The organism is Actinokineospora pegani, from assembly GCF_009745975.1.
Lineage (GTDB): Bacteria > Actinomycetota > Actinomycetes > Mycobacteriales > Pseudonocardiaceae > Actinokineospora > Actinokineospora pegani.
Map to the genome: position 1 here is coordinate 156,647 of NZ_WHOL01000107.1, position 12,933 is coordinate 169,579.

The window sequence follows — 12,933 nt, forward strand, 5'->3', positions numbered from 1 at the left end:
TCACAACAGGTGGTGCGCGTCGTCCTGTGGGCCGATCTCCACCAGCAGGGCGCTCCAGGCGGCGACCGGGCTCACGTTCAGCAGCACGACGCGGTCACCAGGGCCGAGTTCACCCCGGTCGAGGGCGGTGTAGAGGTTGAGGAAGACGTCGTTGGGGCCCAGGTGGCCGTAGCGGGTCAGGTTGTCGTGGCAGGACTTGGCGAGGGGGGCGCCGAGGATCTCCTCGTAGACGCGCAGTGAGGTGGCCGACAGGTTCTGGCTGATGTAACAGGCCACATCGGCGGCAAGCAGGCCGTTGCGGTGCAGGAGCCGCTCGGTGACGGCGCGCAGCCGCTTGCGCGTCTCGAGGGTCAGGTGGAACGAGTACGTCGGAAGGTCGGCGCACTCCTCACGCCACTGGGGGAAGGGGCGGTCGCGGTAGTCGACCCGGAACAGGTCGGCGTAGTCGCCGTTGGTCTCCAAGACCATGTCGCGCACGCGCAGCGGGCCCTCTCTGGTGACGACCAGGGCCCCGCCGCTGTCGCCGTTGAGGGTCACCGGGTGGCGGTAGCGGCCAGGGGTCGCCGGTTTGCTGCCGTGGGCCACCAGGACGGTGCGCAGGTCCGGGTCGGCGCGCAGCAGGCCGTCGGCGGTGAGCAGGGCCGGGGTCAGGGACGCGCAGCCGAGGCCGCCGACGGCGAAGGTGATGGCCCGGTGGGCGCCGAGGACGCTCTGCAGGCGGGTGGCCTCGGAGCTGATGAGGGTGTCCGGGGCGCGGGATTCGATGACCAGCAGGACGTCCACGTCGTCGGGTTCGCGGTCCGCCGCGGCCAGGGCGCGGCGGGCCGCGTGGGCGGCCAGGTCAGTGGTGCTCAGGGAGTCGTCGACGGCGACGCTGTCGATGCCCAGGGCGGCGCAGGTGGCGCGTTCGGCGGGGGACAGGTCGGCCAGTTCGGGCAGGTCCGCGGCGGGCACCGGGTCGGGCAGGTGCCAGCCCGCGGCCGCCAGGGCGATCACGCGTCCGCCAGGTCGGTGAAGGCGGCGCCGATCCGCTCGGCCATGCCGTCGAGTTCGGCCTGCCCGAAGTGGCTCGCGCTGGTCAGCTCCACGCACAGCCGGGACTCGCGCTCGGCGACGGCGACGATCAGCGGGAACCAGGAGGAGACCGCCTGCTTCAGGTTCACCGACAGGTCCCACCGCGTGCGGACCAGCCGCACGCCCGCGTCGAAGGCGGCGATGTCGCTGGGGGCGTGCAGCAGGATGGCCCGCGGCTCGGGCAGCGCCCGGAACCGGGCGACCGCCGCGTTGGTGGGCGACAGGTACCGCAGCAGGCCGTGGCCGACGCCGTCGTTGGGCACCGACCGGACCCGGTCGACGACCTCGGGCAGGCAGTCCCGCGCGCCCGCGCCCGGTTCGACCGGCACCACGACCGGGTGCAGGGTGGTGAACCAGCCCACCGCCGGTCCCCGGCCCGCGTGCCGGTAGGCGTTGGGCGTGGCCTCGCCCTCCACGGTGAGGTACGCGCCCGCCGTCCCGGCCCACCGGGCCAGCCCGTGCGCCACCGCGCACAGCGCGATCTCCCGCTCGGTCGCGGTGTCCGAGGCCGGGGCGGTGTCGAGGAAGTGCCGCGCCGTGCCGCCCCCGCCTGCTCCGGACAGCGGGCCGAGGTCGGCTCCCGCGCCCGCGATGGTCGTCCAGTAGTCCAGCTCGGCGGCCAGGGTGTCGGAGGTGGACATGTCGCGCAGGTGCTCCGACCACCGCCGCCACCCCGGCGGGTGCGGCTGGGGCGCGGGGGAGCGGCCCGCGACCAGGTCGGTCAGCGCGGTGTCCAGGTCGTCGACGAGCACGACGGTGGACATGTTGTCGAAGACGAAGTGGTGGACCAGCAGCAGGAGCAGGCCGCCCCGGCCGTGGCCGCGCTGGTAGTAGCGGGCGCGCACCACCGGTCCGCGCTTGAGGTCGAGGTCGGCGCGCAGGGCCCGGCAGTCGGCCGCGACCCGCTCGCGTTCGCGCTGTTCGTCCATCGGCGGCAGGACCGCGACGTCGAACGGGGTGTCGCCGGGCGGGGCGCACTCGGCGTGCACGCTGAGGCTGTTGCCGCGGAAGCGGTAGCGCAGCGGCTCGTGCCGGGCCATCAGGTGCTCGACCGCGGCGCGGGCGTGCTCGGCGGTGACGGCGGCGGAGGTCATCTCCAGCGCGTGCACCTCGACGAAGTCCGTGCTGCCCTCGGGCATGTGCTCCAGGAAGTGGTGCATGATCGGGGTCAGTGGGATCGGCCGGACGGGCGCCGCGACCGGGGCCGCCGCCTCCCGGTCCTGCCCGTCCACCACCGCGACCTGGGCCAGTTCGTCGATGGTGCGGCACTGCAACAGCTGCTGCGGGGTGACGTGCACGCCTGCCTTGGCCGCCCGGGCGGCCACCCGGACGCCCAGGACCGAGTCGCCGCCGAGGTCGAAGAAGTTGTCGGCCGGTTTGACCTCGTCGAGGGCCAGCAGGTCGGCGACCACGGCGGTGAGGACCTGCTCGGCGCGGTGCGCGCCGGTCCCGTCGGTGGGGCTGGCGGGTGCGCGCATGGGTGGGATGTCCCTCCACTGTGGAGCCGGCTGGGGCGGTGCGGCCGGGCGGCCGGGGTCGGCTGTGACTTCGGAGATGATCTCCGGTAGCTCCCGCGCCAGCCGCTCGGCCGTGGCGCGGTCGAACAGGGCGGTGGCGTACTCGACGTAGCCGCTCATCGGGCCCTCGCCCTGGTCGACCACCCCCACGGTCAGGTCGAACTTCGCGGTTCCGGGGGCGATCCCGACGACGGCGCCGTCGAGGTAGCGGGAGCAGCCCAGCCCGCCCAGCCCGCCCAGCTCGGCGGTGTCCTGCGGCACGTTCTGGTAGGTGTAGACCACGTCGAACAGCGGGTGCCTGCCGGGATCGCGGCGGCCGAGCACCTCGGCGACGATCTTCTCCAGCGGCACCTCCTCGTGGTCGAGCACGTCGGCGACCGTGCGGGCGCAGCGGCCCACCAGCTCGGTGAACGACGGGTCGCCGTCGGTGCTGGTGCGGAACGGCAGGACGTTGTTGAAGTAGCCGATGAGGTCGTGGGTGGCGGGGTTCACCCGCCCGGAGGTGGCCACCCCGATCACCACGTCGGTGTGCCCGGCCCAGCGGTGCAGCAGGGTGTCGACCACCGCGAGCATGGTGACGAAGGTGGTCACCCCCTGCTGCCCGCTGAACCGGCGCACCCGCTCGGCCTGCTCCGCGCCCACCGCGAACTCCACTACCGCGCCCGTGAAGTCGCGGACCGCTGGGCGGGGGCGGTCCAGCGGCAGCTCGCCCACGCGCAGACCCGCCAGCGCGCCGCGCCAGAACCGCAGGCCCTCGGCCAGCACGCCGTCGGCCAGCCTGCGGCGCTGCCAGGCGGCGAAGTCGGCGTACTGGGCCCGCAACTGCGGCAGCTCGGGCGCCCGCCCGCTCAGCCGCGCCTGGTAGAACTCGGTCAGGTCGCGGAAGAACGCCGTGGGCGACCAGCCGTCGAAGACGACGTGGTGGTAGGTCCACACCAGCACGTGGTCGTCGTCGCCCAGCCGCAGCAGCGTGCTGCGCACCAGTGGGCCCTCGGCCAGGTCGAAGGGCAGCAGCGCGTCCTCGTCGATCAGCCGCCGGGCCGCGCGGTGCCGTTCGCCCCCGGGCAGCGCGGACAGGTCGCGCACCGCCAGCCGGGGTTCCTCGGTGCGGACCAGGGCGTGCGGCACGCCGTCGTCGTCGGCGGTGATCCGGGTGCGCAGCACCTCGTGCCTGGCGATCAGGTCGCGCACGGCCGAGGCGAGCGCGGCCTGGTCCAGCGGTCCGCTCAGACGCAGGTCGTGGGTGATGTTGTAGAGCGGGGTGCCCGGGTTGAGCTGGTCGAGGTACCAGAGCTGTTCCTGGCCGAAGGACACCGGCAGCGGCCCGCCCCGGGGGATCACCGGGATGTCCTGGTGGGCGCCGCCCCCCGCCCCGCCCTCCGCGTGGAGCTGGGCCACCCTGGCGGCGAGGTCGCGCACGGTCCGGTGGGCGTAGAGGTCGGCGAAGGTGAGCTGGATGCCGAACTCGCCCTCCAGCGAGCGCAGCACGCTGATCCCGGCGATGGAGGTGCCGCCGAGGGCGAAGTAGTCCGAGTCGGGCCCCAGGTCCTCCACGCCCAGCACCCGCTGCCACACCGCCATGACGCGGTCCTCCGGCGCGCCGGTCACCGGCACCGGCACCGGCACCGGCGCGGGCCGGGTGGGCGGCGCGGCGGGCGACTCGATCGGGCGGCACCAGCAGCGCAGCGGGTCGAACGGGTAGGTCGGCGCCGGGATGCGGGGGATGGCCGCGCCCGCGTAGTGGGCGTCCCAGTCGAGGCGGACGCCGAGCCGGTGCAGCGCGCCGAGCTGGCGCAGCACGCCCCCGCGACCGGGCGCGGCGAACAGCTCCACCCGGGGCAGCTCGGGCCGCAACCGGCGCAGTTGCCCGGCGAGCACGCCGGTGGCCAGGTCGACGAGCACCGCGCCGTCGCGGGCGAACCGCTCGGCGACGCCCGCCAGCCGCGCGTGGTCCAGCTCGCCGGTCACGGCCATCCCCGCCGCGGTCCGCACGGCGTCGTCGAGGGTCATCTCCTCGCGCGCCACGCGCACCACCAGGTTCCCGGCCCCCGAGCCGACCAGGTGGTCGTGGCGCACACCCAGCGAGCGGGCCAGGGCGAGTAGGGCCACACCGGTGGCGACCAGCCGGGCGGCGGGGGCCTCCGGCAGCGGGGTGTCCGCCAGGGCGGGGAACGTCGCGCACAGCTCCCGCCAGGTCTGCTCCTCCACGACCGCGTCACCCGAGAGCAGCACGACCACCGGCCGCTCGCCGGGGGCGGGCTCCTGCGGCGGTGCCGCGGCGCGCAAGGCGTCGGCGAGCTCCCGGGTTGTCCGCGCGGTGAACGCGCCGCGGTAGGGGTGGTCGTCGCGACACCGGTTCATCGCGTGCGCGACGGTCCGCAGGTCGTGCTCGGTGCCCGCGGCGAAGTCGGCCAGCCGCTCGCAGTAGCGGCCGAACGCCGAGGCCGACTTGGCCGAGACGGTGACCAGCTCGGCGCCCAGGTCCGGCACGGCGGTGGCGGCCGGGGGCGGGGCCTGCTCCACCACGGCGTGCACGTTGGTGCCGGTCATGCCGAAGGCACTGACCCCCGCGCGCCGCGGCGCGTCCGGCGGCTGGGACCACGGCGTGCGGGCGGGGTTGACGTGCACCGGGCCGGAGAGGTCGAGCATCGGGTTGGGGGTGGTGAAGTGCGCGGTCGGGTACAGCTCACCCCGCTGCACCGCCAGCAGCGCCTTGAGCAGCCCGGCCATCCCGGCGGCGCTGTCGAGGTGCCCGATGTTGCCCTTGACCGAGCCGATGGGGCAGCCGGGGGCGGGCGCCCCCGCGTCGGCGAAGGCCTGCCGCAGCGCGTCGACCTCGATCACGTCACCCAGCGGCGTCGCCGAGCCGTGGCACTCCACGTAGCCGATCGAGCCCGCATCGACCCCGGCGTCGCGCCAGGCCGCGGTGACCACCTCGGTCTGCGCCCGCCTGCTCGGCGCGCCCATGCTGGCCATGCGGTGCCCGTTGTGGTTGACCGCGATCCCCTTGATGACCGCGTGCACGGGGTCGCCCGCCGCCACCGCGTCGGCCAGCCTGCGCAGCAGCACGACCGCGCCGCCCTCGCCCGCCGCCGCGCCGGTGGCCCGCTCGTCGAAGGGCCTGCACCGCCCGTCGGTGGTCTCCACCCCGCGCGCCGGGACGTGGCCCTCGGCCGCGATGAGCACCGGCCGCACGCTGATGCCGCCCGCCAGCGCCAGGTCGGCGTCGCCGCGGCGCAGTTCGGCCACCGCCTGGGCGAGCGCGGTCAGGGCGCTGCTGCACGCGGTGTCGACGGTGTACGCCGACCCGGTGAGGTCGAAGTGGTAGGCGATCCGCGCCGCCAGCGACGCGGGCAGCGATCCCAGCGTCTGCAGGGGGTCGTCGTCGGTGTAGAGGGTGTCGTAGTCGGAGCGGGCGTGGCCGAGGACCACCGCCGTCCGCGAGCCTTTGAGCCCCTCCGGGCGCAGGCACGCGTCCTCGATGGCCGCGTGCGCCAACTGCATGAGCAGCCGGTGGTGCGGGTCCATCGCCTCCGCCTCGCGCAGCGGGATGCCGAAGAACCGGTGGTCGAACAGGTCGATCCGGTCCAGGTGGGCCATGGGCAGGTAGTCGGTGCCCGGCGCGCCCCCGGTGTGGCGCACCCGCGTCGGCGTCGGCGGCGCCACCCGGTCCTCGCCCGCGGCCAGCAGCCGGTGCAGCTCGTCGAGGTCGCGGGCGCCGGGCAGCAGCGCGCCCACCCCGATGACGGCGATCTCCCCGCCCGACACGTCCCGGTCCGCCACGCCGTTCTCCTGTCTCACAGCTCGTAATCACGCGAATCGGACGCCGCCCGCTGCCCGACGAAGGCGGCCAGCGCGCTGACCGTGGGGTTGTCGAACAGCGCGTCCGGTGCGAGCGGCACGCCGAAGGCCGCCCCCACCCGGGCGGCGACCCGCGCGGCCAGCAGGGAGTCCCCGCCGATGGCGAAGAAGTCGTCCCCGGCCCCGACCCGCCGCACCGCCAGGACCTCGGCCCAGATGTCGGCCACGACCTGCTCGGCTGTCCCGCGCGGGGCGGTGGAACCCCGCGCCAGGCCCGTCAGCAGCCCGGCCAGCTCGGCGCACAGCGCCTCGGCGGTCGCGGGGTCGAGCAGCCCCGGGTCGTGGCCCAGCCGCAGCACCAGCGGCCCACCCGGGCGGGAACCGCCTCGGACGACCAGGTGCAGTGGGTGGTTGGTGTCCCCCACGACGGCGATGCCGCTCAGCCGTGGTCCCCCCGCGTCCGGCGGGGCGACGTCCTGGGCCCAGCGCCCCCGTTCCCGTCGGGACCGGGTGCGCGACGCGTCGTGCCGGACGGACAGCGCCGCGACCGCCGTGCGCAGCGCCGCCCGGTCCACGCCCGGGGGCAGCTCCACCGCCACCCACCGGACCGTGTGCGCCTGCGCCGCCGCGGCGACCCCGGCCAGGGTCTGGTGCAGGAAGACGTCCTTGGCGGTGATGCCCAGCCCCAGCTCCCGCGCCCGCGACACCACCTGGAGGCTGAGGATGGAATCGCCGCCCAGGGCGAAGAAGTTGTCGTCGGCGCCGACGCGCGCCACACCGAGCACCTCCGCCCAGACCCGCGCCAGCACCTCTTCGCCGCGCCCGCGCGGCGGGACGTGGGCCGGGGCCTGTCGCGCGGGCGGCGCGGGCAGCGCGCCGCGGTCGACCTTGCCGCTGGGCAGCAGCGGCAGGGCGTCGACCGGCACGATCACGGCGGGCACCAGGTGGCCGGGCAGGGTGGCGGCCAGGAACGCCCGCAGGTGCGCCCCGTCGACCGCGGCGGCGACCACGTGGGCGACGAGCCGCTTGTGCCCGGGCACGTGCTCGCGGGCGGACACGACCGCCTCGCTGACCGCCGGGTGCGCGCGCAGCGCGGCCTCGACCTCGCCCACCTCCACCCGGAAGCCGCGGACCTTGACCTGGTCGTCGGCCCGCCCGAGGAACTCCAGCACCCCGGCGGGCGTCCAGCGGACCACGTCGCCGGTGCGGTAGAGCCGTTCGCCACGGCCGGACGGGTCGGCCACGAACCGCTGCGCGGTGCGCCCCGGGCGCCCGCCGTACCCGCGCGCCAGACCGGTCCCGCCCAGGTACAGCTCACCGGGAACGCCGACGGGGACGGGGGACAGGGCGCGGTCGAGCACGTGGCAGCGGGTGCCCGCGATCGGCCGCCCGATCGGCACCGGCGCCTCGCCCGGCCGCACGACGTGGGCGGTGGCGAAGGTCGTGCCCTCGGTGGGGCCGTACCCGTCGACCAGCCGCAGGCCCGGCGCTCGGCGCAGGACCTCCGCGCAGCGCTCGGGGTCGAGCACGTCACCGCCCGCCGCCAGCAGGCGCAGGCCCGCGAACACCCCCGGGTCGGCCGCCGCCACCTCGTGGAACAGGCCCGCGGTCAACCACAGCGCGGTCACCGCCTCGGCGGCGAGGAACCGGCCCAGCTCGTCGGCCGAGAGCAGGCCGCGCACGCACAGCGCCACCCGGGCGCCGCTGAGCAGGGGCGCCCAGATCTCGAAGGTGGAGGCGTCGAACGCGGTCGTGGAGCACTGGGCCACCACGTCGTGCGGCCCGAGCCGCAGCGGTTCCCCGACGGCGAGGCGGGCGATCGAGCGGTGCTCCACCAGCACGCCCTTCGGCCTGCCGGTGGAGCCCGAGGTGAACATGACGTAGGCCCCGCCGCGCGGGTGGACCCGCACCGGCGGCGCGTGCCCGGGGCCCCTCGACCAGGCGCCGTCGTCCATCACCACCGCGGGGGACCCGGCGGGGAGCCGGTCGCGCAGGTCCGCGTGGGTCAGCACCAGCCCGGTCCCGGAGTCGGCGGCCATCAGCGCCAGCCGGGCGGGCGGGTAGTCGGGGTCCAGCGGCACGTACGCCCCGCCCGCCTTGAGCACGGCGAGCATCGCCACGATGACGTCGACGCCGCGCGGCAGGCACAGCCCCACGCGGTCCTCGGGGCGCACACCCCGTTCCAGCAGCCCGTGCGCCAGCCGGTTGGCCGCGGTGTCCAGCTCCCGGTAGGTCAACGCCACGCCGTCGCAGGTGAGGGCGACCGCGTCGGGGTGCGCGGCGGCGCGCGCGGCGAACTGTTCGTGCACGCAGCGGTCGGCGGTGGCCTCGCCCACGGACCACTCGGCCAGCAGCCGCCGCTCGGCGGGCGGGACCAGCGGCAGCCGGGCCAGCCGCCCGTGCGGGTCCGCGGCCACCCCGGCGAGCAGCACCGACAACTGGTCGGCCATCCGCGCCACCGTGGACGCCTCGAACAGGTCGGTGCTGTACTCCAGCTCCACCCGCAGGCCGTCGCCGGTGCGGGCGTACTCCACGGTCAGGTCGAACGCGGCCGTCCGGCTCGGCAGCTCGGCCTCGGCGACCTCCAGCCCGGCCAGCCGGGGCGTCCCCCCCGGCGCGTCGCGCAGCAGCACCATCACCTGCGCCAGCGGTGAGCGGCTCAGGTCGCGCTCGGGGTGCAGCAGCTCCACCAGGCGGTCGAACGGGACCGCGTCGTGGTCGAGGGCGTCGAGGACGGTCTCGCGGACCCGGTCGAGCAGCTCGGCGAACGACAGCGCACCGTCCACGTCGGAGCGGATGACCACGGTGCCGACGAAGAACCCGACCAGGCCCGCCACCGCCGCCCGGTCGCGCCCGGAGGTGGCGGTGCCCACCGCGACGTCGCGCTGGCCGCCGCGCCTGCCCAGGAACACCTGGGTCGCCGCGACCAGCGTCATGAACAGCGAGGCGCCCCGCTCGCGGCCCAGCTCGGCCAGCCGCGAGACCACGCCTGCGGGAACGACGCGGACCAGGCGGGCGCCCCCGGCGGTGCGCGCGGTGGTCCGGGGCCGGTCGGTGGGCAGCTCCAGGTCGCTGAGCCCGCCGAGCTGCCGCTCCCAGTACGCCAGGTGCCGGTCGAGCACCGCGCCGGTGAGCCGCTCGCGCTGGTCGCGGGCGAAGTCGACGTAGCGCAGCGGCAGCGCGGGCAGGTCCACGGCCTCCCCGCGCACGGCGGCGGAGTAGAGCGTGCCCAGCTCCTCGGCGAGCACGCCCATCGACCACCCGTCGGTGACGATGTGGTGCAGGCACAGGACGAGCAGGTGCTCCGCCGGACCGAGCGCCAGCAGCGCGGCCCGCACCGGCGGCCCGCGGCGCAGGTCGAACGGCTCGCCGGTGAACTCCAGCAGGACCGCCTCGACGTCGGCCTCGGCGCAGCGCCTCGGCGCGGGCCGCAGCGCGAACGGCGGACCGACCACCTGCGCGCCGCGGCCGTCGACGGTGTGGAAGGTGGTGCGCAGCGACTCGTGCCGCTCGACCAGGCGGTCCAGCGCCGCGCCCAGCGCGGCCGGGTCGAGCGGGCCGCGCAACCGGTACCCGACCGCGGTGTTGTACTCGGAGCCGGGCCGGAACTCGTGCAGGAACCACAGCCGCTGCTGGGCGGGGGACAGGGGCGCGGGGCCGTCGGTCGCGGGCCGCGGCGCGGCCACCGGTTCCGCCGCGGGGTCGGCCAGGTGCGCCGCCATCGCCTCGACCGTGCGGTGGTCGAGGGCGAACCGCGCGGGCAGGCGGCGCACCCGGCCCCGGTTGAGCGCGGCGGCCACCCGCATGGCCAGGACGGGGTTCCCGCCCGACTCCACGAAGTCATCGGTCCTGCCCACCCGCTCCACGCCGAGCACGTCCCGCCAGACCGCGGCCACCCGCTCCTCGGCCGGGGTCCGCGGCTCGTCCGCCCCCGGGTCGGGCAACGCGCTCCGGTCGACCTCGCCGTGGGCGGGCAGCACACCGGCGCGGTGGGCCTCGGCTCGCGCACCGCCGAATTCGCCCTGGTCACCACTCGGACCGAGGTGGTGCGGCAGGCCGTCGGCGCGGTGCACGCGGGCGCCGGGTTCGGCGGAGGGGTCGGGCGGGGACGCCGACGCGGTCAGCCCGGGGCGGGACAGGTGCAGCTCGCTCACGGCGCCCACCGTGACCGGGCGCAGGGAGGCGTCCAGCACGTGCGCCCGGGTGCTGGTGATCGGGTGGCCAGGAGCAGGGGCGACCCGGCGGACCAGGTTCGCCACCGTGCTGTGGGCCGTGACGCCCGCACGTGCCAGTTCAGCGCACAGCGCCGCGTCCACCGCCTCGCCGCCGGTGGCCGAGTCCCGCGGCACCCGCCCACTCGTCAGCAGCCCGGCGCGCACCAGCTCGCGCAGGCGGACGGCGGTCTCGTCGAGCACGTCCACCCACGCCCGCGGGCCCGGCAGCGCGTCGCGGTCGACGACGTGCGGTTCGTGGCCCGCCAGCATGCACAGCAGCGGCAGCCATGGTGCGTCGAGACGCAGCGCCACGCACACGCCCACAGGGGTCTCGGGCGGCGTCCCCCGCGCACGGAGCAGTCCGGCCACGCACGCGAACGTGGACCCGCACGCCCTCGAGGGCGGCTCCGGACCTTGGCGCAGCCGAACCACCTCCGCCGCGCGTCGACCGTCACCGAACCGGAAATGCGATATTCGCAGCGGTCCTGCCCCGAGAACACCGCCGACCGGCTGACAAGCGATTCCGAGGAGTGCCAAGCAACCCCTGGTGAGGTGGGTTATTTTCCCACGGAAGCCTCGTCGCCACTCACCTCGAAATGGGGTGCTCGATTCACCCTTTCTGATGGTTCTTGATTAGCGCCCGAAAACAGCGTTGCCGTCTGGCATAGTTCCCAACCGGTATCGGCGAACAACCGTGGCGGAACTGGAGGACCTTATGCGCAGCGAGGCGCTGAAGCGGGCCAGGCTCATCTTCACGCTCCTGGACTCGAACAACAACGGGCACATCGAATCCGACGACTTCGAGTTGACGGCGGAACGCGTTGTCGCCGCGGTCCCCCGGGCGAGCGAGGCGGCGAAGAAGGCGATGACCACCGCTTACCGGAAGCACTGGGCGCTGCTGGCGGCGGAATTGGACGCCGACCGCGACGGCCGGGTCAGCCTGGAGGAGTACTCCGCCTGCGTCCTGTCCCCGGAGCGCTTCGACGACACGCTCACCGACTTCGCCGAGGCGCTCGCCACGCTCGGGGACCCGGACGGCGACGGGCTCATCGACCGCCCGGACTTCGTGGCGCTGATGACGGCGGTCGGGTTCGGTTTCGACAACATCAACACCGTCTTCGACGCCTTCGAGCCCACCGAGGCGGACCAGATCCGGGTGCTCACCTGGGTCGCCGGGATCAAGGACTACTACAGCCCGGACAAGGCGGGCATCGTGGGCGACCACCTGATCCCCGCCCCGGCCTGATCGCACGCCCGCGGTCCTCCGGGGCCGTGCGGTAAACAATCCACGACCACATCCGCCCTCACCCGTTCCCCGGCCCCGCCGCTCCTATTCTCGCTGAAATCGCTCGGTGCCGACCAGTCCCGCCCGATTAACCGGAACGCAGCAGACCTTGGTGTGATCGCGCGCGTGATAACCCTTGCCGGAGAGGAGAACACGTGGAAGGAGTCGGGGCAGGTGCGGCCGGGGTGGACCACGGCGTCGGCCGGACCGCGCTGATGGTCGCCGCCGCCCGGGCCATCGAGACCCACCGGCACGACTCGGTGGCCCAGGACTCGTACGCGGAGCACTTCGTGCGCGCGGCGCAGGCCTCCGCCGACTGGCCGGTGCGGATCGAGGAGACGCGCCCGACGGCGACGCGAGCCCGCTGTGGGGTGGACTGGCGCGCTACTTCGGCCTGCGCACCAGGGTCTTCGACGACTACCTGCTCCGCGCCACCCGCGCGGGCGCCCGGCAGGTCGTGCTGCTCGGGGGCCGGGCTCGACTCCCGCGCCTTCCGCCTCGACTGGCCCCCGGGCCGCGTCGTCCACGAGGTTAACCGGGACGGGGTGCTCGCGTTCAAGGACGAGGTGCTCCGGGGGAGGGCGCCACGCCGTCGACCACCCGCAGGACCGTTCCCGCCGACCTGCGCGATGACTGGGTGGGCGCGCTGCTCGACGCCGGTTTCGACCCCACCGCCCGCAGCGCCTGGCTGGCCGAGGGGCTGCTGCTCTACCTCCCGGCGGACGCCGAGAGGCGCCTTGTCGACGCCATCGACGGCCTGACCGTCCCGGGCAGCGAGCTGGCCTACGAGGTCAAGTTCGACCTGGGCTCGGCGCGGGTGCGCGGCAACCCGCTCTACGCCACGCGAAGCAGCAGATCGGCGTGGACATGCTCGCGCTGTTCGACGGCGAGCCACGCCCCGATTCCGCCGCCGACCTCGGCGCCCGGGGCTGGTCGACCACCACCCGCGCCCCCGCCGACTTCCTCCGCTCGTTCGACCGGGGCCCCCGACCGGACAGCGACACGGCGTCCGACCGGTGGGTGTTCGCGGCCAAGCCGTGAG

General features: G+C 75.4%; 5 protein-coding genes and 2 pseudogenes. 4 read left to right on the forward strand and 3 right to left on the reverse strand.

Translation table 11 applies throughout. The features are described 5' to 3' along the window. From GCL84_RS20625 to GCL84_RS20635, 3 genes are read right to left on the reverse strand one after another with little or no spacing between them, the layout of a single operon-like run. Entirely contained in the window at positions 1 to 996 is a 996-nt protein-coding gene (locus GCL84_RS20625; protein ID WP_156757160.1) for a 3-oxoacyl-[acyl-carrier-protein] synthase III C-terminal domain-containing protein, read from the reverse strand. After that, entirely contained in the window at positions 993 to 6,374 is a 5,382-nt protein-coding gene (locus GCL84_RS20630; RefSeq protein ID WP_235926511.1) for a condensation domain-containing protein, read from the reverse strand. Before GCL84_RS20630 ends, GCL84_RS20625 begins: the two co-directional genes overlap by 4 nt. A 14-nt stretch (positions 6,375 to 6,388) precedes the next feature. Beyond that, complete coding sequence (locus tag GCL84_RS20635) at positions 6,389 to 10,975, reverse strand: non-ribosomal peptide synthetase (protein WP_156757161.1); 4,587 nt, start codon at positions 10,973 to 10,975, stop codon at positions 6,389 to 6,391. A 346-nt stretch (positions 10,976 to 11,321) separates the two neighbouring features. Here GCL84_RS20635 and GCL84_RS20640 point away from each other — a divergent pair, with 346 nt between their 5' ends. From GCL84_RS20640 to GCL84_RS30210, 4 genes and pseudogenes are all read left to right on the forward strand, one after another. After that, positions 11,322 to 11,852, forward strand: coding sequence for an EF-hand domain-containing protein (locus GCL84_RS20640; protein ID WP_156757162.1), 531 nt, complete (start codon positions 11,322 to 11,324; stop codon positions 11,850 to 11,852). A 254-nt stretch (positions 11,853 to 12,106) separates the two neighbouring features. Continuing rightward, positions 12,107 to 12,157 (forward strand): annotated as a pseudogene (locus GCL84_RS30835) (hypothetical protein); the annotation flags it as partial. Positions 12,158 to 12,528: 371 nt separating this feature from the next. Then, positions 12,529 to 12,582, forward strand: a pseudogene (locus GCL84_RS30850) (hypothetical protein); the annotation flags it as partial. A gap of 170 nt (positions 12,583 to 12,752) precedes the next feature. Next, on the forward strand, positions 12,753 to 12,932 hold the full coding sequence (locus GCL84_RS30210) for a hypothetical protein (protein WP_235926513.1): 180 nt from the start codon (positions 12,753 to 12,755) through the stop codon (positions 12,930 to 12,932). Position 12,933: the final 1 nt, after the last annotated feature.